The organism is Bacillus sp. S/N-304-OC-R1 (genome assembly GCF_019749375.1).
GTDB lineage: Bacteria > Bacillota > Bacilli > Bacillales > Cytobacillaceae > Cytobacillus.
In genome coordinates this window covers 18436-42857 of the sequence record NZ_JACWFE010000020.1, presented here as the reverse complement: position 1 = coordinate 42857, position 24422 = coordinate 18436, and the positions used below count along the sequence as shown (strand labels likewise).

Here is a 24422-nt window from a genome sequence, read left to right as displayed (position 1 = left end):
TTATATATAATTAGACGAATTAAGCCGATTTACTTAATTCCCTACTTTCATACTTCTGCCAGTCCCCAAACAGCTCGAATAAAATCGATATAAGTACTCCTACAAGCAATCCATTGCTAATTAGCGGTCTCACAAGCATTGGAAATGGAGCAAATGTTTCTGCTGGGATATTCATAATGCTAAGCCCAACTAGAACCGAAATCGCAATGCGATAAATTGTCTTGGAATTGATATGAATCGTCTGAATGTTTTTTAATGCCGTCCCGAACAACTGAAGATACGCTACAAATAACACTGCGTTTCCAACGCTAACAGGAAGCAACGAGAAAAAGGCGCCTAATGCTGGCACAAGGCCAAGAACAATCAATATAGCACCGCCAATGATAAATGGGGCACGACGGAAAATTCTTGTACTTTCTAAAAAGCCGATTGAAGACGTGTACGGACCAAATGGCACGAGTCCCAACAGTCCAGCGGCAATAGAATAAAATCCTGTCAGAACGAAAGACCACTTATATTCCTTTTCACTCGTTTCTCGATTAAAAAGCTTTTGGGCTGTATTCATGGAAACAATTGAATTTGTCATGTTAATAAGCCCAGCTATAAAGGCCGTAATCATAATCCCCATATCCAACATTAAAGAACCCCACGGAAGAATTGTAAATAACGCAACATCCTCACTTTTCACCTGCTGATGTACAGGGAATAGCAGACTATAAGCTAACCATCCCGCCAAAATACCAATGAGAATGGAGAAATTACTTAACTTCCCTTTTCCTTTCACATTCAAAAAGACAACTAAAATGACTAATAGAATAGAAAGGAGAGCGGGTTTCATGTCAATGGTCGTGCCCTCAGACAAGCCAAGCATTCCTTTAAAAAAGATAATAATCAGCTGACAGGATAGCAGAAACAAATACACACTCATAACCGCTTGATTAAATATTTTCTTAAGCACTTTTGTAAACCCAAGCATCCCTAAAATAATAGTCATCAGTCCGGCCAATATCATTCCTGCTGCAAGACTGCCCCCTAATTCTGCATAGCCAATACCAACAGAATGAGCTGATGCGCATAGACTAAGAATCAGCCCCCACCACAAGCCGGAGTGGCCTTCCATAAGAGGATAACGATGCCCGATGAGGGCCTGCAGAATACTAGCTGCTCCAGTAAAAATAAACGAGCTTCTTAAAGTGGCAGCTATCACCTCAGGCGGCAAATGAAAAGCGGCTCCAACTGATAAAGGAATGACAACCGTATTCGCAAAAATAAAAAAGAGCCACTGTACACCCGCAATGCCAAGTGTTGTTTTAGATAAGTGCTGCATCGTTCCTTCCTTCTTTCTGTTTGAATGAAAATTGCAAAGGACCGATTCAGGTATCGCCAATTCCGCTTCTTTAAAACGGGATTGACGGACCTTAGCCAGTCCTTTAGCCATTATTTTTATTTTTTTAACGTTTCCACTAACATGTTAATGAATCGTTCACTATCAACTTCTAAGCAAACCTCTGCATTTGGTTCTTTTTTCAGCATGTTCTTGAAATCACACATTGTATATCCGTCACATAGCTCACTCTTTGTCTCCACATCCACATAATGCTTTACTGTTTTAACAAGAGATCTGTCTAAAGCAATACCAACTGCTAACGGATCATGCATGGCACAGCTTCTGATTCCGTTTAATTCAAAGTAGCGATTAATATAATGCTCCGTACTGTCCTTAACAAATTCACCGATGCTGTTCCCTTGCATTTTTTCAACATCTGCATCTGTAAGAAGCGTATCACTTGTCACATCTAATCCAACAAGCGTAATCGGAATACCTGAATGCAGCACAATTTTAGCTGCTTCCGGATCCACGTACATATTAAATTCCGCTGTCGGTGTGATATTGCCAGGTCTTTTCACAGCGCCGCCCATAATAACAAGCTCTTTAATCCATTCCTTTAATCTTGGCTCCTTACGAACAGCAAGCGCCATATTCGTAAGCGGAGCTAGCAGGATAAATGTAATTTCACCTTTATGTTTTTCGGCTTGCTCGATAATGAAATCAGGCGCAAAACCTTCATCGCCCATGTTCACTTCCATATCCTTAAGAGCTCCGCCAATCCCATCATTTCCATGAACACTATGCTCATAGAATGGTTTTCTTAATAAAGGACGGCTCGCACCCTTCACAACCTTGATTTCGTTTTCTTTGCCAAGCAGCTGAACAACTTTCTTTGTATTCATTGTTGCTTGATCTAAGGAAACGTTACCGCAAACTGTTGTGATGCCAAGAATATTACAAAGTCCGCTTTTAGCAGCAAGTAAAATGCCAATTGCATCATCAATACCAGTATCAACATCAATAATGACCTTTTTCATTATTTACCCACCTCTTCTGTTTGTAATAAGTTCAAAATACACTGCGTCGCTGCAGTCACTCCATATTTCAATGCAGAAAGATTGAGGTGATATCGCGGATGGTGCCATGGATAGTTTTCACGATCCTGTGATCCAGTCCCCCAATACATAAACACGGAAGGAACTGACTGAGCCACATAAGCAAAGTCATCTCCGCTCATATACGGATATTCAATCTCAACGACACTTTCATTGCCTAAAGAAGATTTCAATGCAGCACGAGCAATATCTGTTATTTTTTGATCGTTCCAAGCAGCGGGATAGCCTTTTTCAAATTTGAATGAGTATGATCCGCCCCAGAAGCTTGCCACTGACTGCACTAATGCTTCTAATTGCGCTTGGATTCTCTCTTGTGTTTCCTTTTTAATTGTCCGAACCGTTCCGGCAATTTCCACCTGATCACAAATAACATTCGACTTAGTGCCCCCGTTGATTTTTCCAAATGTAATGACAGCATGATCTAAAGGAGAAGTTTGGCGGGATACGATGTTTTGCACACCTGAAAGGAACTGTCCTGCCATGGCAACAGCATCAATGCCTTGTTGAGGAGCTGCAGCATGTCCACCCTTGCCGATAAGGGTGATATGCACATCATCTGAATTGGCAAGCATATAACCATTTTTCAGTTCAAATTTTCCCGGTGCTAGGTAAGGATTCGTATGAAGGCAGATTGCTGCATCCACTTTTGGATTTTCTAGAATGCCCTCTTCAATCATCGGTTTAGCTCCGCCGGGATGTACCTCCTCTGATGGCTGGAACATAATCTTAACTGTCCCTTTCCATTCGGATACTCTTTCTTTTAGAAGAGTAGCAACGCCTAGACCAACTGTCATATGAGCATCATGACCACAAGCATGCATTACTCCTGGTTTTTTCGAAGAATAATCAAGGCTTGTCTGCTCATGAATAGGAAGGGCATCAATATCTGCACGAAGAAGAATGGTTTTTCCAGGCTCAGCCCCATGAATTTCTGCACATAAGCCTGTTTGAGCCATCACTTTATATGAGATGTTTAATCGGTCTAATTCTTTTTTTATGAAGACTTGAGTTTCCTGCTCCTGCGTGCTTAATTCAGGGTGCTGATGAAGATATTTGTAAGTATCAAGCAAGTAGGACTCCATATTCTCTTCTATCCATTTAAGTGAAATGTTGTTTACCATTGCTTTTCCTTCTTTCTGATTAACTAATTTAACAATTGCTTATTCGGTAACCTCGTTGTAATAAGGCATCCCTTCCTGCGCCCCAAACTTAGTTACGGATTTAGCTGATGCTTTAACAGCAAAAGATATTGATTGATCAAGATCCCAATCGGATGCAATCCCAAAAGCTAATGCAGCATTAAAGGAATCGCCTGCTCCTGTCGTATCGACAACGGTAACCTTTTCAGGAGGAATGACTTTGATCTGTCCTTCTTCTAAATAAGCACAGCCTTTTTCTCCAAGGGTGACAATGAGCGTATTATTGTATTTTTCCTGCCACTCATTCATTGCCTTTTCTAATTCCTGATCGGACGAATTACTGTATCCGATTAATAGTTCTAATTCGGTTTCATTTGGTGTTATATAATCAACTAAAGCAAGAAGCTGTCCAGATAATTTTTGAGCTGGCGCTGGATTCAAGATTGTCTTAACGCCATGTTTTTTTGCTATCCATAGAACGTATTGAACTGTCTCAAGCGGAATTTCGAGCTGTACAATGACAACTTTTGCCTGTGAAATAATTTGTTCTATTTCTTTCGTAATGTGTTCTGGTCTAAACATGTAATTAGCACCTGGAATAACTGTGATGCAATTATCCATTTCTGTATGAAAAATAGTAGCTACACCTGTCGCTACATTTTGGAACTTCTCAATTTTCTGTGTATTGACCTTATGGTTCTTCAGCTGTTCGATGATAATTTCTCCAAATGAGTCGTCTCCAACAGCACCAATCATGTTCACGTCTCCGCCTAATTTCGCAATGCCGACCGCTTGGTTTGCACCTTTACCGCCAGGCAAATAGGAAACACTATCGCCAAGTATCGTTTCACCTAACTTAGGCATTCTCTTTGCAGAAATGACGACATCCATATTTAAACTGCCAATTACTACAATATTTTGCCTCAATTTGACCACCTATCCATCCATCATTAATGTAAAGGGCCAACCTAAAATGTGTAACCGATTACACATTAAGAATATCATTTGATTTTATTTATTGTCAAATCAATCTGTAATCGATAACACAGGTAAGTAATGGGTACAGCAAAAGAGAAAGCAAATAGATCTTGCTTTCTCTACATAACAGCTTCCTTATGTTTTTGTACCTTTTGATACTTTTCTTTTATTAAAATTCCACCAACTACTCCAACAAAGGAAAATAGAACAGGTATTAGAAATCCATAATGATATCCTATGTTACTAGTCTCTGTATGATAATGATCCAAAACCTTTCCAAAAATACTTGGCAAGAGAACCGCACTTAAAAATCCGCCTGTATTGGCAAATCCTGAAACGAACCCAACTTCCTTTACATGAAAAGATTGACGAACAACCGCAAATGTAAGTGTGTTAGCTCCATTACAAAGACCAATAATAAAGAATAGCAGAATCAGCATAAAATGAGGCGGCTTTGCCCCCAAGACATAAAACACTACCCAGCAGGCAAAGGTAACAAAGTGAACAACCACATAGGGACGTTTGATCGTACCTAACCGATTCGCTAACCAGCTTGATAGCGGAGCCCCCATAATGGCACCAATTAGTCCAATCATAATAAGCTGACTTGCATCAGATCGCGTCATTCCATACACATGCATTCCGTATGGAACTGCCCATGAACCGATAAATCCTACATACGTGCCAACAATACCGAAATGACAGCAGAATGTAGCCCATGCTTGGCGGCTTGTTAAAATGCGGCGTAATAAAATAATCGTCTTTTCTCGTTTTACTTCAACCTTTGGCGGTGAATCTTTAGTATTGGCAAACATTTTTTTCGGTTTATAAACAAGGATAAAATAAAGGACTAATGCACTGAGACACAGTAATATCCCTGTTGAAAAAAACGGTTTCCTCCAGCCAAATAACGTAATTAACTCTGAAAAAGGAACAGTCGCCAGCAAGAAACCTAAGCTTCCAACCATTCCGGCTATCCCAATTAATCCAACAAATTCATTTCCCTTAAACCATAAACTTAAAATAAGAACTAAATTAACCCAAATCGTGGCATCGCCAACTCCCACGAGTAATCGCGCAAACAAAAGAACATATTCATGGTGAGCAAGACTGTAAATCAGCGTACCGACACCATTTAATAAAGTTCCGGCTATAATAAAAAGATTCGGTCCGAAACGATCAGACAGGATTCCAACCGGTATTTGGAGACTGGCATAAGCGAGAAACTGAATGCTTGTCAGTAACCCAATAGTTGAGGCAGATACGCTAAAGTCCTTCATGATTTGATCTGTAATTAATCCTGGTGCTGTTCTTTGAGTCACGATGACACAATAGGTAAACAATGCCGCAGCAAAGACAATCCACCTATACTTGCTATTTTGTTTTTCCACTAGCTTCTACCCCTATTTGCTTTAAATTATTTTTTTATTATACTCCTTATTTTTCGCCTGTCTAACTTTTCTTTTGTCTAATGCATTTAATATTTATATGGAAGATATGTAAAAAAAATCACGAAGCACTCTGTTTGTGCTCCGTGATAGGGTTGGTTTTGTATGGGACAGCTAAGCAGCTGCCGATGATGAAAGCAGGTTCTGATCAGTATTTTAATGCCAGCTTCCTGCTTTATACGGACCTTTTCGAAACGGCAGCCACCAGTTCCATTTCCCGAATAGCTTCATTAAGCTTGGAACGAGTAGAAGACGAATAATCGTTGCATCAATCGCAACCGCGATGGCGATACCCACCCCGATTTGTTTTACTGGGATAACATCTGTAAAAGCAAAGGCACCTGTTAAAACAATCATAATAAGGGCAGCTGAAGTAATAATTTTACTCGTTGTGGCAAGTCCTTCTACTGTAGCCCGATCATTATCAAAAGAAGTTGCATACTCCTCCTGCATTCTCGAGATAAGGAACACTTCATAATCCATGCTTAATCCAAACACTAAACTAAAGACAAGCACCGGTATTATAAGCGCAATCGTTCCTGCTTGAAGACCAAAATGACCATATTGGAAGATGTACACGAGAATTCCGAACGTGGCCGCCAATCCAATAATATTCATTAGAATCGCCTTAATTGGAATTAAAATTGACCGGAAAGCAAGCATTAAAATGAAAAAGGTTGAGACGAGAATGACTGTCAGCACGAGCCAAATTTGATTCGATATTTCATCAAAGATTTCCTGATTGAACTTAGGCTGTCCGCCAACGAGCAAATCAAAATCGGTTTCCTTTTCAGAAAGATCTCGAACCCAATTACGTGCTTTTGTTGACGTTCCAGAGACAGATAATGTTACTGGAATTAACAGTTTATCATCCTTAACAAAGGACTCCATTAATGGTTTAAGCTGGGCATCCATTCCTGGTGCAGCCCATGCCTGTTCCCACTCCTCAGGTGTATTGATTCCGCTCAATTCGTAGATAGTTTTGACCTCCTCAACAAGCGGGTCCTTTTTCAAATCCTGTTCAATTTCCTTCATTTCCTTTAATCCCTTAGGATCTTCCCAGCCATTTTTGCGAGTTGCTACAACATAAACATTGGCTTTTTTTCCGAGTCCAAACTTATCCTCCAACATTTCATAGGCTTGACGAGAATCATAGGATTTAGGCAATGAATCTATTTGCGGTATCGTCAAATTCATATTCTTCGCAGGGATCAGTGCAACCCCTAATACAGCAATTGCCAATATCGTAATAATAACCGGACGCTTAATGACCCCATTTGCAAATTGGCGCCAGCGATCTGTACCATTTTGGTTTACTTTTAATATTTGCCACTTATCAATTCTGTCCCCTAGAAGGATTAGTACCGATGGTAAAAGCGTAATTGAGCTAAGAACGGACATCGCTACTACGATCATGCCGCCAATCGCGATATTTTGAAAAATCTCAACTCGGATGAGCATCATGGCGCCTAATCCAATAAATACGCAAAAGGCTGAAAAAATGACGGAACGACCAGCAGTGCGGATTGTCGTAGATACCGCTTCTAAAAGTGAAGTTTTTCTGCGCTCTTCCCGATAACGGCTAATAAACAAAAGCGCAAAGTCAATGCTGAGAGCGAGACCCAGCATCGGAATAATATTAAGCACGAAAATTGAAAGATCAATTTGACCACCCAAAATCGTTAGTACTCCAAACGAAACGATGATTGTACTGATCCCAATCATAATCGGAATAGACGAAGCCACAACGGTACCAAACGCAAATAACAGAACAATGATCGCGATCGGAAGACCAATCGCTTCCGCAATCATTAAATCCCGCTGGCTAGCAGTGTTAATATCTTTAGAAATGGCTGGGGCTCCTGTTAAAACAATTCCCTTTTCATCCCCAACCGCATTACGAATGTCGGTAACAACTTGAGACGTATCTTCGTCCTCATCATTAAATTGAAGCAGAGCATAAGATACATCATCCTTGTAAAGAGAAGGATCTTCTAAAGGTGAAACGATCTTTGAGGCAACATCAAGCTTCTTTATTTCCTCAATCGTATCTTTTATTTTTCCATCACTGACTTTATTAAAGACAAGAAACATCGTTTCAACCGGCATATCAAATGTATCAGACGCAAGATCCATCACTTCCGAATGCTCCCCATTCATTCGAAAGCCATCTCCCTGCAGCATAGACGGGAGCCGAACAGCGAAAAACGCCATAACGACCGCAAGAATAACCCAAGCCAAAATAATATATTTATACGTTTTCGTTACAAATCGTGCAAGTGTACGCATCCTTTTCCCCTCACCTAGTACAATCTTTTTACTTCTTTTAGTTTAGCGGATATGGGGGGAATTGTCTTTTAAAAGCAATATTAGATATGGTTCAATTAAGGCTTGGATAGTTTACCAAAATGGTACATCGGACAACCTTATGTTCGCGTTTTTAACCCAGGCTCTTTAAAACGTGTACATTAAACCTCTCTATGTCATCGGTTTTCTTCTCCTCCCCCAAAAACAAGCACATTGAACAACCCCATGTTTGCGTTTTTAACCAAGGTTCTTTAAAACGTGTACATTAAACCTCTCTATGTCATCGGTTTTCTTCTCCTCCCCCAAAAACAAGCACATTAAATACACCGATGTACGCATTTTCACCCGCTGCCTGTCAAAACGCGTACATTAAACCTTCTCCTTTACCTCTCAATCACCCAATCTAAGTATTTTTCCTATCATTCATATACCAAGCAAATTAAATTTACTTTTTCGTATAATAGGAATACCTGCCTCGCCCAACCTGTATAAAGTTTTCCGAAAGCAACCTTCTCATCGTGACCTTAGAATTGATAATTTTAAACCACTTCATCATTTCACTTGTGGTGACCTTGTGATCTGGAAAAAGAAATGAAAACTCCTCGACTCCTCGAAGCACAGTATCCGCTAGCCTTTCTTTCCATCCACATTGTGTACAGACCAATTGAGTGCTCCTAATTTCAACATTAAACGAATAACAGCAACCACAAGTTATTCCCTTTTTCAGCTGGTCATAACAATACTCTGGTAAACGCATATAAGGTGATTTTTTTAAATGTATAGCTACTAGTTTTTTGGCTAAATTCAAATGTGTTTCATTCACTTTTTTAAAGCTATTACTTAATTGTTTTATAAAGCGGTTCAGCTGTGTTGGAAAAATAATCGGAAGATCTAATGGTGCTTGGTATAAATAAAAATCGGGGTTGATGAAAATGAGGTATTTTTCAATTGGGGTAGTAACTCCACATTCTAACAGCACTTTCCGAAGAAGGGATTCATTCCTTTCTAGCTGGTGCAGCGGATTTCTGATTTCAACATTTGATAATGTGGACCACCTTTCAGTTTTGATAACATAATCACCCTCGTAATTCTTTACTTCAAACATAATGATTTTTTCTGAAGAGATGAACAAAGTATCAATTTGAAAGACGGCATGGTTATGTTCTAGCATTAAATCGTTTATGATCAGCCAATTTTCTGCAAGCTGCGCAGTAAATTCATCAAATCGCAACTCTCCTTCATATCCTTTTTCAAGACTTAAGTAATAATTCTTCTCCTTATCCGATAAATTAGTTCGAACATTTAAATAGCGAAATAATGTTAATTCATATGGTTCTTCCCGAAACTTCTTACTCATTTTCCACTTCCTATTCTTTAGTTTGAGTGTAATAAAGATTGGGTGATTTGGCTTCATTTTAACATAAAAAACTCTTCGCCTATGATAAAACTAGGTGAAGAGTATATTTCGGTCAAAACTATCACTTCCAGCTGCTTTCCGGTCCTTCTCCTTCAAGCCGCTTCATAAATTCTTCTGCGGCGCTGTAGCCTTGCTGTTTCAAATACCAGTTGTTTGCGGCAGCTTCAATTAATCCTGCCACATCTCGTCCAGGCTGAAGCTGGATTTGGATATGCGGGATTTGAACGCCCATGTATTCCGTAAATTTAGATTCTAACTCTAATTCATTATTAAGAGAATCCTTCTCCCATTTCGTTAATTCAATATCAAGAGCAATTCGCGTCTCTTCCTGGAAAGCCTTTCTACCATATAACCGCACTACGTTCAAAAGTCCAATACTCCTTAAAGCAAGAAATTCTTTGTTCATGTCATTATGAGTACCTAGAAGCGTTTGTGGGCTTAGCTTTTTCAGGACAACGATATCATCAGCAATTAATCGGTGGCCCCGGCCAATTAACGTATGAGCAGTCTCGCTTTTCCCTACACCTGACTTCCCGCGAAGTAAAATCCCGATGCCGGATACGTTCACGCAAACACCATGAACCGCAATTTCAGGCGCCAGGGTTTTCACCATATAAGCATCGAGCTTCGCAATAAATTCATAAGTAGGTTCCTCGGTTTGAAGTAAAGGAATCTTCTCTTCCTTGCAAAATTCGGCCAAATATTTGGGCTTCTCCTGATGAGCCGTCACGATAATACAAGGCGGATTATATTTTACGATATTGCCTGCACGCCGTTTTCTCTCATGATCATCTAGCGTTCTTAAGTAATTGATTTCATGCTTGCCTAGGACTTGAACATATTCCACTGGAAGAAAGTCAAAAAAATCAATAAATTCTAGTCCCGGACGAACCGTTTTTGGTTTCGTGATCGTACGATCTAATTGGTCTTCTCCAGCCAAAACTTCTAATGAAAACTGACGAACCAATTGTTGAATCGTAATAGTTTTTATACTCATCGCACTCTCCCCTCCCACCTCAAAAATGTTCTTTGTGAAGAAATATATCTTATACTTGATTATTTTCCATCAATATATATTTTCCTATAATACTAATTACCAGCGAGCGATACAACCGTATTAGACTATCTTTTAAAAAGTTGTAAAATTTTTGGATGAAAAAATGAAGTTTTTCCAATATTTACGCTATAATTATGTAAAAAAACAATGATAGGGGTCATTTTTATGTCAGAGGTATCTATTGGGAAATATCCTTCTGAAATCATGGAAGGAGTTAGAACTATGCTTATGCAGAGTTTAGAAGGAACACTTTCAGATGCTGAAATAAACGAGCAAATAGAAGCGCTTTCAAAATCGAAAGTGATGGATCATTATCTGAACTCACTTAAAGGAACAATTGGCACAATAGAGATTTGCCGGGCTGTCAATCAAATTTTCGGCCTAGATCTATTAACGAAACTTATGCTGCCTGATGCAATAGCCAGCTTAACTACCTTGGAAGGGAATGACCTTACTCCAAAGCTGGCAATTGATCAATATCTTAATAGATGTAGCAGCAACTTGACTGGAAGTGAAATTCGTAAAATGATTAATCAATTGTTTGGGATTAATCTAGATGGCATATCATCTCTAGAAAACTCAGGGATATCATTATATTCAAAAGGTCAATGGATTTCCCGCCAGGATTTCGATTTATTTGTAGTTCATACCGGTATTGGCGATATAGATGTTAAGGTTATCCCTACTGCCTATTTTACAGAAAAAACAGGATCAGATCATTTACCGGAAAATTTACAGCAATCCTTATCCTCTCTTGGCTTCTATTACGATGAAGAAGTTGGTGCGTTTTATTACGCTAATCCGAGCGGACAAGCTGTTCCTGATGCATTTAAAAGAAAAACAATGGGTGCCATTATGAATGCAATTGAACATATGGATATATAAAAACGGATGGAGATTCGTCTCCATCCAACCAATTATTTAGAAAAAGAAGACAAAAATTTCACACGGTCGCCCATAGGTGGAATATTATTGTCAACTAAGGCTACTTCTAATAGAGCCGGCCCCTTTAAATCAAGCAGACTATGAATGATCCCTTCATTCAAATCCTCCATTTGACTTACCCTAAAGCTTGGAATATTCATCGCCGCTGCCATTGCTGCTATATTGACAGGCTCCTGCTCAAATGAAGAATGAGCTCGATGATATTGCAATGTATGTCCGTGATATACCATACCTAAACGAGCATTATTCATTACAACAAATAAGATCGGAAGCTGATTTTCTTTAGCCGTTAATATTTCCATTCCATGCATGAAAAAACAGCCGTCCCCTGTAATACAAACAACTGGGCGTTCAGGGTCTGCCAGTGCCGATCCTATACTTGCTCCAATTCCACTTCCCATCGCACCGAAATGGACATTAATATCAAATGTACCCGAATCCAGAACCTTCATATAGTTAATTACATATGACATAAACTCGCCAATATCAACTGTATATCTTGTATTTGAAGGGAGGCAGGACTGCAGTTTTAGAAGAACGTTTTTTGTATTATATACCTGATCATCAGTTAAATAATCCTCTCGATCAGCAAACTTCTTCCGGCTCCTTGTTAAGCCAAGTGCTCCTAGTTCTTCAATAAGATACATTAAGCTGAGTTGGATGTCTCCTAAAACCGGAATATTAATGTCATATTTTCGATTAAACACAGACTCGTCAAAATCCATTTGGATGGTATAGCGGTTTTTAGTTAAATTGGTATTGTAATTATTCGTTGCTGTTTCACCTAAGCTTGAACCGATCACTAATAACACCTGACCATCCCCATCATTCATTAAGGATGAAGCCTTCTCATGCCCAGCAAACCCAAATACTCCAGCTAATTGCGGATGATTATCAGGGATAAGCCCCTTCGCCTGAGGAGTCGTAATAATGGGCCAGTCTAACATTTCAGCAAGCTCTATTAGCGTATCGACTGAATTTCTTGCTCCTTGCCCAACAAAAATATAGCCGCTATCTCTTTCTATTAGCTCTCTCGCAACCTGTTTAATCGTTTCGATTTCAGGAAGGAGCGGTGTTCGTGAAGGTGGAGCAGGGATTTCAATATTTCCTGCCTTTCCTTGCTGAACATCGATTGGCATGGCCACATGAACAGGGCCAGGAACACCAGATAGCGCAATCTGTACTGCCTTTACGATTTCTGGAAGCAAATCCTTCGCTTCCTTCACCTTTACACTATATTTCGTAACCGGTGCAAAGACAGGCTCCACATTTAATTCCTGAGAAGCATTTAGCCCTTCTGTATTGACAGGAACAGCCCCCGTTAAGAACAATACAGGCAAATGCTCTCTCATCGCATTTGCAGCCCCTGTTATTAAATTAGTTCCACCTGGACCGCTGCAGCCAACACAGACACTCAACTGCTTCGAATACTTTGCATAGGAGGCAGCCATGTAAGAAGCTGCTCCTTCATGCTTTGTTACAATCGGTGTAATTTCCGGCATTTCATAAAGTTCATCGAATAGAGCATTAACAGAACCAGCAGGGATTCCAAATATATGAGTTACACCACAGCTTTTTAAATAGTTTAATACAGCACGAATCGCTTTCATGAGATCCCTCCGAATGTCAGTTTTGTATGTTGAGGAAGGTATTGCTCAGCAAAATCCTCAGCTTTTAACGGTTTGCTAAAATAATATCCTTGCATCAGATAACAATTTTTCGAGGATAAAAACTCCACTTGTTCCTTTGTCTCCACACCTTCTGCAATAACGTCCAATTTCAAGTTTTGAGCCAATGTGATGATTGTATCTGTGATGGCTGCGTTATCTTCATCATTTATAATGTCTTGCACAAAGGTTTTATCTACTTTTAGCGTGCTGATTGGGAAGTTTCTTAAATAGCCTAAAGAAGAATATCCTGTCCCGAAATCATCGATGGCAATATGTACACCCAAATCCTTAAGCTGGCCCATCGTACTTAATGTAATTTCTGTGTTTTTGATAATCTGATTTTCTGTTAGTTCAAGATGAAGGCAGCCTGCGGGCAGATCTACCTCTTCAAGGATTTCTTTCACGATCATAAATAAATTATTCTCTTCAAACTGGCGAACAGATAAATTTACCGAGACACTCATAAATGTATGTCCTTGGTTATGCCATTCTTTTAATTGCTTGCATGCATTCCTTAAAACCCATTCCCCGATTGGAACAATTAATCCAGTTTCTTCTGCAATCGGAATGAAATCTGCTGGCGAAATCATCCCCTCTGCCGGGTGATTCCACCTAATTAATGCTTCTGCCCCAAATACTTCATTCGTTCTGCAGTTCATTTGCGGCTGATAGTAAATGACCAACTCATCCTGATCTAGCGCCTTATATAGTGCATTCTCCAGCTTCATACTTGCCAAAGTTCGGTTATCCATTCCCGATTTAAAGAAGTAGTAGCTATTACCTGATATTTCTTTAGCCTTATACATAGCCGCATCTGCATTTTTTATTAACGTCTCTACTGAATCACCGTTCTCAGGAAATAGACTAATTCCAATACTAGTTTTGACATATAATTCATTCTCTTTTAGATGAAATGGATTAGAGAAAGCTTGGATCACCTGATTAACGACTTTAAGCACATCTTCATTGCTATGTATAATAGGCAAAATAATTGTGAACTCGTCCCCACCCTGCCGTGAGATAATTGCATGATCAGGAATGCTCGAGCTTAAGCGGTCTGCCGCTTCCCTTAATAAAAGATCGCCAAAGCTGTGACCAAGACTATCATTAATTAATTTAAAACGATCTAAATCAAGGTATAGAACAGCAACTTTTTCGTTATTTCTCTTCCCATATGCCAATGCTTGCTGCAATCTGTCATTCAAAAGCACTCTATTAGGTAAATTTGTTAAACTATCATAAAAAGCTAGATGAGTAATTTCCTCTTCAAGCTGCTTTCTCTGTGTAATATCCTTAAATGTGACAACTTCCCCTAGCTTTGTATCTCCCTCCGTAATTGGTGAGATAACGTATTCAACAGGAAAGCTTGTCCCATCCTTTCTAAAAAACTGCTGATCTGTACCAGTATAAGGCAATATACTTTTTTGCATTTCTCCCTTATGTCTTTTAAAAATGGTTTTATATGAATCTCCTATTAATTCCCCGGAGTCGTAGCCTAGCATTTCTTTTCCCGCTTGATTACAAAAGGTAATGTTTCCATCAAGGTCTAGCCCAAAAATCCCCTCACCAGCAGAATTTAAAATTAATTCATTCTCACGGCTAAGCTGCTTCAATTCAGCAACGACTCTCTCCAGCTCCTGATTTTTTATCCGAATCTCTGAAGTCCTCTCCTCGATAATCAGCTCTTGTTTTTCCATATATAATAGGTTGGATAGAGTTGATGCGGTAGCATCCACTATTGATTGAGCGAGCAGAATTTCAGCATTACTATAATTCATACACTCCTCTAAATTCACAACCGCAATAACACCCAAAACCTCCCCCATTGAAACTAATGGAAGCATAAACATTCCTTTAATGCCGAAATATCTGCAGACTTCATGATTTGGCCGATGGTCTGCGAATACATCAGGAATAAGAAGGGCCTTCTTAGTTTCTATTACCTCTTTAAACACAGCATCATTCGTTTGATTCATATGAAACTTGTTGTGCGTCCTCACCCAATCCTCTTCCGGCCAATCACTATCTTTGCTTAAACTAACCGGCTTAATCTTCTTACCTGCAATAGGGTCAAGAATATGAACACCAACATTGGGGTTATTCAGCACTTTTCCAACATAGAAGAAGCACTTGTCCATTCCCTCCTGCATCGTAGAGCACAACGAGAGCTCGCGTGTTAAATCGAGCAATAATTGCTTTTCCTTTATAAGATTCTCCTTACGTGTAAGATTGGCTGCATTTTGAATAGCCACAGCCGCCATATTCACATAAGCTTCAACCGTTTGAATTTCTTCCTCCGTTAAGTTCATTGGAATTCCATAATCAAACAAAAACACCAAGCCAAAAAGCTCATTTTCATAGGAAATCGGCAGAGCCAGCAAGGATTTAATTTTGAACGCTTCCACAGCTCTTGGATCTGGGCGGCTGTCCTTTGACGTATCATGTATGTATATCGTTTTTTGCGTTTCAATTACTTCTTTTGCCAGTAAATCGATATCAGTATCAATGACATGCATATCCAAGGTCATTCCATTGATAATTTCCGGCTTTCCGACATAGCCTCTAAATGATCCATCCTCTTGTGGCAAATAGATACCGACAGAATCACATTGGACGATTTCTTCAGAAATGGCTGTCGTCACATGCTGCAAGACTTCCCGGAGATCAAGCTTTGTGTTGATCAGCTTTGTAATGTATGCAAGACGAGAATATCTTGTTTGTTCCTTCACCATGAACATGCCCCCATTATTTTTTATTTGCTTTCTTTGTCGGAGAAGCAAATATTGACTAAAAATCTATTTATAAAAATTTTGTAAATTATCTTTAAATTGAGGTCCTTCCTCTTGTTTCATTGCCAATTCTTACAATCTTTCCAAGACTTTATTGCTAAAATATGGTTCATTACTACTAAGTTTATCACCATGTTAATAGTTTTAATATTTATTAATCAATCAACCTTTTAGCCTATTTATTAATTCTAGATAATAAAAAATACCGCCAAGCCACTTATACCCCTTATTTCCTCTATTAAACATTTGGGTAAAGATTTTTTTTGATTTCTTCTATTTAATGTATTCTCAGCTCGAGCCATGAAAGCCTCCTTAATTCCGAAAATTTTACACAAAAGGTTATTATTTTTATTCCATTATACGGAATTTATTTCTAACAAATTGAATATCTAATAAAAAGAATAACTTTTTTATTCCCAAAAACTTAATATTAGCTATTTTTCGACGATATATTACTTGTTTAAAATACTTTAGATTGGAGGGGAGACCATGAAACAAAAAGTAAGAAAGCTAAGTACTACATTAATCCTATCTTTAATGGCAGCCATGGTGTTTATTCTTATTATTACGGCGTTTATACTATTTCTAAATACAAAAATGACAGTTGAAAAAACTATCGCCAATTTCAGTATTAATACAGCAAAGAATATTACTACCGGCTTAGATACTGATACCTTTGAGAAGTTTTTAAATGATATGACGGAGTCTAAAGACTATTGGAAGTTAAGAGAACAGCTACGAGACTACCAAGTAAAAACAGGTGCCGCTTATGTTTATATACTTCAAGAAAACAGCAAGAACATTTCTATTCTTGTAGACAGTTCGGCTAAAGGCGCTGAAGATGCAGCGGAGATTGGGGCCCCTACAACGGGAACGAGCTATGAAGATATTGAACCTGTCCTTAAGGGGGACTATACAGCGACAGATATTATTAATGATCCTCAATACGGAAGATACCTATCCACATTTGCTCCTATAAAAAATAAAAACAACCAGGTCATAGGCATACTGGGAGTCGATATTATGGCTGATGATGTTGGTATCATCCAAAAGAATGTTGTTTCAAAATCCTTGCCCCTTTACTTGACTATTTTACTTGCATTAGTAGCCTTCACAGGGTTTATGATGCTTTTGTATACAAGAAAGCGGCTTGCTCCTTTATCAATCATTTCAAAAACCGCAATAGAAATTCAAGAAGGAAACCTAACAGAAGCTAACCAATTGATTAATAGCCTGAAGATAACAGGAAATGATGAAATTAATCAGGTGGCTGAATCCTTTAAAGACATGACTAAGAAAATTAATGTATTAATATCCCATATTGTTGATGTATCAAACCACTTAATGCAAACATCTGATCAGCTTTCGAACGATGTGGAGACTTCGAAAGAATCAAACGTAAACAATGTCATTAAAATAAGCAGCATTGCCAATGGCAGCCAAAGCAATCTTCACCAATTAGAAGAATCAGTCAGAGCAATGGAAGAAATGTCGACTGGTATTCAAAAGATTGCCGATTCTTCAACAGAGGTTTCAGAATCCTCGAACCATGTTACAGAAACCGTACAATCAGGTAATCAGGAGATCGTCGATTTAATTAAAGAGATTCAAGATGTGGAATCATCTATCAATGATACCGCCCATAATGTAAAGAGCATGATCAGCCAAGTCGATGAAATTAGCAAAATGACAAAGGTGATAACTGAGATTTCCGAACAGACTAACTTACTTGCACTTAATGCAGCGATTGAAGCAACCCGTGCTGGAGAACATGGCAGAGGATTCTCAGTTGTTGCAGAAGAGGTTCGTGTACTTGCCGAAAAGTCAAAGACTTCCGCAAAGGAAATAACACATCATATTCATGATTTTATGAATGTAACGAACAATATTATTTTCGAAATGGACAAAAGCATGATAAAGGCGAGCAATGGCACAGAAGCTGTAAAACATACGGGAGAAATTTTTAATCAGATTTTACTCTCTGTACAAAAGGTAAATGAAGAAATTCACGAGGTTTCTGCTGTAACAGAGCAGTTAAGTGCGGGTTCAGAGGAAATGTTTGCATCTTTAGAGCACTTTGCTCATATAACAAAGAAAACAGTAGAAGACACAATAGAAGTGGACCATGCATCGAAGGAAGAACTGGAAAAAATGAATAACATGGCAGAAACAACACTACTATTAAAAGACCTTGCACAAAAACTGGAGGAATCGGTATCCATTTTTAAGTAATGGAGATTCTTTGTCGGTTGAAGGGGCTCTAAGCAGATAAATCTGCCGAGAGCCCCTTTTGTCTTCCTAACATTACATTTTAATTATTTTTACAAGCCCAGTCTTTTTCACATAAATGGTTTTATACTGAATGTGTCCATTCGAATCTCTGAAAAGGGACACTCTATTATTATAATTATCGTCAATGATCTCAACATGATAACCCGTTAAATCTACAGACGCAGAGAGGGCTTGATATTCCGGCAATTGAGCATTTCTATTTATAATAGTTGTTGATTCTGACGCATTGCTTTGGTCTTCAGGTGACGGAGTGCTGGCATCTTCAGCAGGAATGATTCCATTAAATAGTAAACCGCCACGGAAATTAACAATCTTTAATCGATTTTCTTCTTTCATAAACATACTTTTCATTTGATCACGGCCATTCGCATCTTTTAAGACCATAACACGCTTTGATCCATTATCCTCTACAATTCTTAAGCTGAATTTTGATAGTTCAACATGGCTTGCAAGCGTTTCATACTCGGGAAGCTGTGTCACATCTTGCTGCACTATTCCGTTTTGTGAGAAATAAGAAGGTTCTGCCTTTTGTGCGGACGCCTCCACTTGGCTTCCATGTACTGCATACATTCCTCCTGATGCTAACAATACTGCTCCCATTGCTGTAACCATTAATTTTTTCATAAAAATCTCTCCTTTTTTGGAACTATTTTCTTGCGTGTTTTTATCCTAAAGGAGCATTATGAGATTTTTCTGTGAGGAAAATTAGAGTTTGATGAGAAAAAAGAAAAAGATTCCAAAAGAACTAATTGGAATCTTTCAGCCTTTTAGTTTTTGAAGCTGTTCCATTGCATTAGGGAAATGCCCCTGTTGTTCCTCCAATACTAAGCTAGCCGTTTCATATTCAACGGAAAAGAGGATCATTAATATCGCTGCTCGTGTATTCCCATTTGCCTTTTCGTTCATTTCTTTTGCAGTCACTTCATCCGCGCCTGTTAAATCTTGAATAATGGAAATTGACCTTTGTCTCAGCTTTTCATTCGTAGCCTGAACATTGACCATTAAATTGTTATACACCTTGCCTAGCTTAATCATACTGGCAGTGGAAATCATATTTAAAACCATCTTTTGGGCAGTCCCTGCTTTTAAACGGGTTGAACCTGTTATGATTTCAGCCCCTACCGGAATATCAATTGGATATTTAGAAATTCTGCTTAATTCAGAGCCTATATTACATGAAATCCCAATCGTCGGAATGTTTTTTTCATTTGCCCTTTCAATTGCCCCTAACACAAAGGGAGTACTGCCGCTCGAAGCAATCCCAACTACTATATCATTGGAGCTAATATGAGAATCAACTTCTTCCTTACCAGCCTCCCAATTATCTTCAGCGTTTTCAATTGGAAAACGAACAGCCTTTTCCCCACCAGCAATAATCCCATTCACTAAATCATGTGCTACACCAAAGGTAGGCGGACATTCAGAGGCATCCAGCACACCGAGGCGGCCGCTTGTTCCCGCTCCAATGTAAAATAGCTTCCCTCCTTGCTGTAATCTTTCAACAACCGCATCAATAGCCTTACTAATTTGAGGCAGCGCCTTCTCTACTACATATGGAACCTGTTTATCTTCTTGATTCATTAACCGAATAATGTCTATTGTCGAAAACTGATGTAGATTTTCCGACTTCTCATTTCTCATTTCAGTTAAATATGCAGGATTCGTTTCATTCATTTTTCAGCCTCCATATTTTTTAGAAAAACTAGTGTTCAAGCCCCTAGAAATCATTTACAATCCTTCAGAACTTTTTGCCATGACTTCTCGATATTTTGCTCTATTTCATTTGAAATGGCAGCTTCCACTTCTAGAAGGGCACTAATATACGAACCTATGACAGGCGGATATTTAGGTAAAATAATAGGGGAATGATAACCTCTTTCCCTCATTGAATGTTCAAAAGTCTTTTTAAAATAATGGGATTCGAATAAACCGCCCGATACTACTAATGGAAAGCCGCTGTTATCCTTTTCATGGCGAATAATTGAAGCTGCTAAATCTATTAGTTGATGGATCGCTTCTTGGGTAATTTTCTTTGCATTCGGCTCTCCCTGTTCGGCCAGCGAAATTACATGCTTGGCAAAAGAGGCAATCAATTTCCTTGGGTAGGGGTCTTCATAAATATAAGTAATGATTTGTTCAGGTCTTTCTAATCCTGCTTCTTGGAGAATAGATTCCGTCAACTCCTCCTTTTTCTCTTCCCTGCCATCATGGGCTCTCAAAATTGTTTGAAGTGCTAGACGCCCAATATCGTAGCCGCTGCCTTCATCTCCTAAAAGATAACCCCAGCCGCCAGCACGGATTGGCTTACTTTTCCCTTTTCTGACGAAGTAAGCAATTGATCCGGTTCCCGCAATCAAAACCATTCCATCTCGGGCTTTCGTTCCTGCCGCTAGAGCTCCAACCGCATCGTTCTCTACAAATATATTTTCAGGACACATTCCATAATCGAAAATCCATTGCTTCCAACGTTCCTGATCCTCTTCTCGGTCACCTCCAGCCGTAGAAACAAAAATGCCCTTTATTTCGTGGAGTGGAGAGGGCTTAAACTCTAGTAATTCCGATAGCAAATCGTGTATGGCCTCTTTTACTTTTTCAGGCGGCCTCGATTTAATATTGGTAGAAGCACCTGTTGCAGAGCCTATAATTGTCCCTTTGGAATCCCCAATAATGCCGATCGTTTTCGTACCTCCGCCATCTATTCCTATAAATAATTCGTCATTTAACGGCACCAGCTGTCAGTCCCTCCATAAATTGCTTGGATGCGATAAAGAATAGGATGATCATTGGAAGAGACGACAGGGTTAATCCCGCAAATAAAGCTCCCCAATCTGCCGAATACTCGCCAAATAACTTCATCATTCCAACCGGAATCGTCTTTTTCGACTCATCTGAAATAAAAATTAATGGAAAAAAGAAATCATTCCAGGCTGTAATGAAGTTAATAATCATCACCGTTCCTAGGGCAGGGCGCATTAATGGAAGCACAACATTCCAAAGAATGCGCAAATCACTCGCTCCATCCATCCGGGCAGCCTCCTCCAGCTCAACCGGCATCGTTCGGAAGAATCCTGTAAGTATTAAGATGGACAGCGGAATCCCTTGTGCTGTGTACATCATAATAAGCGACCATAGTGAATTCGTCAGGCCCAAATCCTTCATTAGTAAAAACAAAGGAACAATCCCTAATTTAATCGGAATCATCATGCCCATTAGAAAGAAGAAAAATAGATAATTATTCCACCAGAATGTATATCTAGCAATATAAAAAGCAGCTAATGAGGTCGTGGCAAGAATAAGCAAAACCGAAACAACACTGACGAACACACTATTATAGAAATAAGTCATGAACGGAATTTGATCTAATAAATTTCGATACGTATCCAAACTCAGGCTCTTTGGAAGGGAAAGCGGACTCATAAAGATTTCCGCACTTGGCTTAAATGAGGATAGAATCATTAAAATAATCGGATATAGACTAATAGAGGCAAATAAAAAGGCAATAATATAGTAGATTGGTCTAGTCCAGATTGTGTGCTTCACCTTATTTCCCTCCTACATCTCTATCTCTTTTTTCTTCATAGATTTCAATAAAACAGCCGTTATAGTTGAGATGAAAAAAAATAATACGACAGCGAGTGCTGATCCTAGACCAATTGCCGTAGAATCTCCAGACGAGCCTCCAAATGCTAGACGGTAGAAATAAACAGCTAATGTATCTGTTGACCGGTAAGGCTCACCTTGTGACCCCTGCATCGCATATACAAGTTCAAATGCTTCAAATGATTGGATGAATGTGAGAACCGTAATAATCATGATGGACGGAACCATTAACGGAAGCATAATTCGAGTCAAAATCGTAATTCCTTTAGCTCCATCGATAGTGGCCGCTTCGATTAATTCTCTTGGGATCGATTGAAAGCCTGCTAAGAAGATCAAAACAGCAAAGCCAATCCCAAACCAGCAGTTGACTAAAATAATGGCAATCAGCGCCGTCTTCGGATTTCCCAGCCATGCTTCCTGCAAGGATTCGAGTCCAAATTTCCCTAATAGAACATTCAAAGCACCGAAATTAGGATTAAGGATGAGCTTCCACAAAAAACCTACAACAATGACAGATAATAAACGCGGCAGGAAATATGCAATTTTGAAAAACTCGGCTCCGCGGATTTTTTGATAAATAATAAACGCTAACAAAAAGGCCAGCCCATTTTGGAAAACCATTTGCACGACAAAATATAAAATATTATGCTGAAACGCATTCCAGAACATCCCGCTGAAAGGCTCAAGGGTAAATAGGTTTTTATAGTTTTCAAATCCGATAAAAGCGCCCCTTTTAATGCCTTTCCAGTCAAAGAAGCTATATGTTAGCGCCGCAATTAAAGGATATACAATAAATAAACCGTATATTACGAGGGCGGGAATAGGGAAAAGATGAATATTCCATCTTCTCCGCTTCCTTTGCTTCATCTGTTTGACGACAACGGCATTCGGCTCTGTCTGCATATTCACCGCCACCTTACTTTAATAATTCTGTATTTCGAATGGTCTAGCTCCACAAGGAGAACTACAGCAGCATTATCTTTGCACGACTAAAAGCAATAGCTTTTAGGAGGAGCGCTTAGCGCCTATTGAAACGGCTTGAACCAAGTTTCTGCACTTTCCTGAACTTTTTGAGCTACGCCCTCTGGTGTCTGCTGACCTAAATACATCCCTTGAAGCTCAAGCTCTAACGTTGCTTTTGACGTTGGATTTCCTCCAGCAAAATGAACAACCATCATATATGGTGTGGAAATAGACGCTACTGCTTCACTCAATCCGTTAACTAGCTCATCATCTGATTTAACCTCTGGATTAGCACTAATCATCTTGAATTCTTTTGTAAATAATTCACCAAATTCCTTCGTCATTAAGAACTGAACAAATTTCTTCGCCTCTTCTTTATGCTTAGAGTTTGCATTTACCGCAAAGGATCCGTCCACCCAAGCTGTAATTGTCGGATCTTTTCCAACTGCAGACGGCATTGGGAAGAAACCTAGCTCTAGATCTGGATTCATTCCGCGCAGAACTTCAATTTCCCAGCTTCCCATCGGGAACATGGCCGCTTTTCCTGTAAAGAACAGTGTACGGATATCCTCCATGCCAAGACCTTCATAGTTATTAGGGAAATAGGCTTTTAATTCATTCATCGCTTTAATCGAGTTAACAAACTCCGTGCTTGTAAAATTCGTTTCTCCCTTAGTAATCTTGTCTACAAAATCATTTCCTCCATAATGTGCCGGCCCAATAATTCCATGCACCGCGGATAGAAGCCAGCCCTCTTTTGTACCAAGTGCAATCGGCGTAATGCCTTCTGCTTTAATTTTTTCATTTAATGCAATAAATTCATCCCAAGTTTTTGGTGTTTCTAAGCCTAAATCACTGAAAATCTTTTTGTTATAAAACATTTGAGTTGTACTCATATTTAAAGGCACGCCATATTGCTTTCCATCTGATCCCTTTGAAGCAGCTAAAGTGGACTCCGGGAATGCATTTAATCCTTCAAGCCCGTCAAGCGGCTCAATAAAACCGCCATCTGCCAAAGCAATTCCGGGTGCGTATGGACGCAGATGAATAATATCCGGGCCTTCACCGCTTTGCAGGGCTGTGTTCAGAATCGTATTGTATTCTGTGTTTTTCGAAGGCTTGAACTCAACTTTGATATCAGGATTTTGCTTGTTAAACGCTTCGATGACTTTGGCATAGCCTGCCGTATCCTCGGTTCTCCAGCTTCCAATCGTTAACGTTACTTGTTCTTTCTTCACTTCGTCATCTTTTTTCTCCGGTGTCTCAGTGCTTCCAGTGTCTTTCGAGCATGCTGCTGCAAACACTAAAGAAAATGAAAATAACCCTGCCAACCACGCCTTTCCCAACTTTTTCATTGCATATGACCTCCTTA

The 24422-nt window shown here is 39.2% G+C and carries 18 protein-coding genes; 2 read left to right on the top strand and 16 right to left on the bottom strand.

Annotated features, from left to right (window positions below; genetic code table 11):
- Nucleotides 1-19 precede the first annotated feature (19 nt).
- The 8 genes from H0173_RS15875 to hprK form a co-directional block, all read right to left on the bottom strand.
- Nucleotides 20-1327 (bottom strand): uracil/xanthine transporter, encoded by a 1308-nt coding sequence (locus tag H0173_RS15875; RefSeq protein ID WP_221847484.1) that lies wholly within the window; start codon nt 1325-1327, stop codon nt 20-22.
- Nucleotides 1328-1443: 116 nt separating this feature from the next.
- A complete protein-coding gene (locus H0173_RS15870; protein WP_221847483.1) occupies nt 1444-2367 on the bottom strand; it encodes a nucleoside hydrolase in 924 nt (307 codons plus the stop codon).
- Nucleotides 2367-3566: a M20 metallopeptidase family protein gene (locus tag H0173_RS15865; protein ID WP_221847482.1), complete on the bottom strand. Its 1200-nt coding sequence runs from the start codon at nt 3564-3566 to the stop codon at nt 2367-2369. The genes H0173_RS15870 and H0173_RS15865 overlap by 1 nt, the downstream gene beginning before the upstream one ends.
- Before the next feature lie 39 nt (nt 3567-3605).
- Nucleotides 3606-4511 (bottom strand): ribokinase, encoded by a 906-nt coding sequence (gene rbsK, locus H0173_RS15860; protein ID WP_260631216.1) that lies wholly within the window; start codon nt 4509-4511, stop codon nt 3606-3608.
- 170 nt (nt 4512-4681) lie between these two features.
- Nucleotides 4682-5953 carry an MFS transporter gene (locus tag H0173_RS15855; RefSeq protein WP_221847481.1) on the bottom strand — a complete coding sequence of 424 codons (1272 nt, stop codon included), beginning with the start codon at nt 5951-5953 and terminating at the stop codon, nt 4682-4684.
- Between the two features lie 213 nt (nt 5954-6166).
- Nucleotides 6167-8299: an MMPL family transporter gene (locus H0173_RS15850; protein ID WP_221847480.1), complete on the bottom strand. Its 2133-nt coding sequence runs from the start codon at nt 8297-8299 to the stop codon at nt 6167-6169.
- A gap of 463 nt (nt 8300-8762) precedes the next feature.
- Nucleotides 8763-9674 (bottom strand): nuclease-related domain-containing protein, encoded by a 912-nt coding sequence (locus tag H0173_RS15845; protein ID WP_221847479.1) that lies wholly within the window; start codon nt 9672-9674, stop codon nt 8763-8765.
- A 121-nt stretch (nt 9675-9795) separates the two neighbouring features.
- Nucleotides 9796-10725: an HPr(Ser) kinase/phosphatase gene (hprK, locus tag H0173_RS15840; RefSeq protein ID WP_221847536.1), complete on the bottom strand. Its 930-nt coding sequence runs from the start codon at nt 10723-10725 to the stop codon at nt 9796-9798.
- 231 nt (nt 10726-10956) lie between these two features.
- Here hprK and H0173_RS15835 point away from each other — a divergent pair, with 231 nt between their 5' ends.
- Nucleotides 10957-11676 carry a hypothetical protein gene (locus H0173_RS15835; RefSeq protein ID WP_260631214.1) on the top strand — a complete coding sequence of 240 codons (720 nt, stop codon included), beginning with the start codon at nt 10957-10959 and terminating at the stop codon, nt 11674-11676.
- Nucleotides 11677-11708: 32 nt separating this feature from the next.
- On the opposite strand, the gene H0173_RS15830 is transcribed toward H0173_RS15835, so the two are convergent.
- The gene (locus H0173_RS15830; protein ID WP_221847478.1) at nt 11709-13346 is read right to left on the bottom strand and encodes a thiamine pyrophosphate-binding protein; all 1638 of its coding nucleotides are present in this window, start codon (nt 13344-13346) and stop codon (nt 11709-11711) included.
- Nucleotides 13343-16138, bottom strand: coding sequence for a bifunctional diguanylate cyclase/phosphodiesterase (locus tag H0173_RS15825; protein WP_221847477.1), 2796 nt, complete (start codon nt 16136-16138; stop codon nt 13343-13345). Before H0173_RS15825 ends, H0173_RS15830 begins: the two co-directional genes overlap by 4 nt.
- 546 nt (nt 16139-16684) lie before the next feature.
- Between H0173_RS15825 and H0173_RS15820 the strand changes: the two genes are divergently transcribed.
- On the top strand, nt 16685-18427 hold the full coding sequence (locus tag H0173_RS15820) for a methyl-accepting chemotaxis protein (RefSeq protein ID WP_221847476.1): 1743 nt from the start codon (nt 16685-16687) through the stop codon (nt 18425-18427).
- Nucleotides 18428-18499: 72 nt separating this feature from the next.
- Here H0173_RS15820 and H0173_RS15815 read toward each other — a convergent pair whose 3' ends face one another.
- The 6 genes from H0173_RS15815 to H0173_RS15790 all read right to left on the bottom strand — a co-directional run bounded on the left by H0173_RS15815 (nt 18500) and on the right by H0173_RS15790 (nt 24405).
- A complete protein-coding gene (locus tag H0173_RS15815; protein ID WP_221847475.1) occupies nt 18500-19111 on the bottom strand; it encodes a hypothetical protein in 612 nt (203 codons plus the stop codon).
- Nucleotides 19112-19246: 135 nt separating this feature from the next.
- On the bottom strand, nt 19247-20161 hold the full coding sequence (murQ, locus tag H0173_RS15810; protein WP_221847474.1) for an N-acetylmuramic acid 6-phosphate etherase: 915 nt from the start codon (nt 20159-20161) through the stop codon (nt 19247-19249).
- Between the two features lie 50 nt (nt 20162-20211).
- Nucleotides 20212-21216 carry a BadF/BadG/BcrA/BcrD ATPase family protein gene (locus H0173_RS15805; protein WP_221847473.1) on the bottom strand — a complete coding sequence of 335 codons (1005 nt, stop codon included), beginning with the start codon at nt 21214-21216 and terminating at the stop codon, nt 20212-20214.
- On the bottom strand, nt 21203-22027 hold the full coding sequence (locus H0173_RS15800) for a carbohydrate ABC transporter permease (protein WP_221847472.1): 825 nt from the start codon (nt 22025-22027) through the stop codon (nt 21203-21205). Before H0173_RS15800 ends, H0173_RS15805 begins: the two co-directional genes overlap by 14 nt.
- 12 nt (nt 22028-22039) lie before the next feature.
- A complete protein-coding gene (locus H0173_RS15795; RefSeq protein ID WP_221847471.1) occupies nt 22040-22990 on the bottom strand; it encodes a carbohydrate ABC transporter permease in 951 nt (316 codons plus the stop codon).
- 122 nt (nt 22991-23112) lie between these two features.
- Nucleotides 23113-24405: an ABC transporter substrate-binding protein gene (locus H0173_RS15790; RefSeq protein WP_221847470.1), complete on the bottom strand. Its 1293-nt coding sequence runs from the start codon at nt 24403-24405 to the stop codon at nt 23113-23115.
- Nucleotides 24406-24422 lie beyond the last annotated feature (17 nt).

Excerpts from the sequence above, each read along its gene's own strand:
- H0173_RS15875 (WP_221847484.1), bottom strand. The coding sequence starts at position 1,327 with ATGCAGCACTTATCTAAAACAACACTTGGCATTGCGGGTGTACAGTGG.
- H0173_RS15870 (WP_221847483.1), bottom strand. The coding sequence starts at position 2,367 with ATGAAAAAGGTCATTATTGATGTTGATACTGGTATTGATGATGCAATT.
- H0173_RS15865 (WP_221847482.1), bottom strand. The coding sequence starts at position 3,566 with ATGGTAAACAACATTTCACTTAAATGGATAGAAGAGAATATGGAGTCC.
- H0173_RS15850 (WP_221847480.1), bottom strand. The coding sequence starts at position 8,299 with ATGCGTACACTTGCACGATTTGTAACGAAAACGTATAAATATATTATT.
- H0173_RS15845 (WP_221847479.1), bottom strand. The coding sequence starts at position 9,674 with ATGAGTAAGAAGTTTCGGGAAGAACCATATGAATTAACATTATTTCGC.
- H0173_RS15835 (WP_260631214.1), top strand. The coding sequence starts at position 10,957 with ATGTCAGAGGTATCTATTGGGAAATATCCTTCTGAAATCATGGAAGGA.
- H0173_RS15830 (WP_221847478.1), bottom strand. The coding sequence starts at position 13,346 with ATGAAAGCGATTCGTGCTGTATTAAACTATTTAAAAAGCTGTGGTGTA.
- H0173_RS15825 (WP_221847477.1), bottom strand. The coding sequence starts at position 16,138 with ATGGTGAAGGAACAAACAAGATATTCTCGTCTTGCATACATTACAAAG.
- H0173_RS15820 (WP_221847476.1), top strand. The coding sequence starts at position 16,685 with ATGAAACAAAAAGTAAGAAAGCTAAGTACTACATTAATCCTATCTTTA.
- H0173_RS15815 (WP_221847475.1), bottom strand. The coding sequence starts at position 19,111 with ATGAAAAAATTAATGGTTACAGCAATGGGAGCAGTATTGTTAGCATCA.
- murQ (WP_221847474.1), bottom strand. The coding sequence starts at position 20,161 with ATGAATGAAACGAATCCTGCATATTTAACTGAAATGAGAAATGAGAAG.
- H0173_RS15795 (WP_221847471.1), bottom strand. The coding sequence starts at position 22,990 with ATGCAGACAGAGCCGAATGCCGTTGTCGTCAAACAGATGAAGCAAAGG.
- H0173_RS15790 (WP_221847470.1), bottom strand. The coding sequence starts at position 24,405 with ATGAAAAAGTTGGGAAAGGCGTGGTTGGCAGGGTTATTTTCATTTTCT.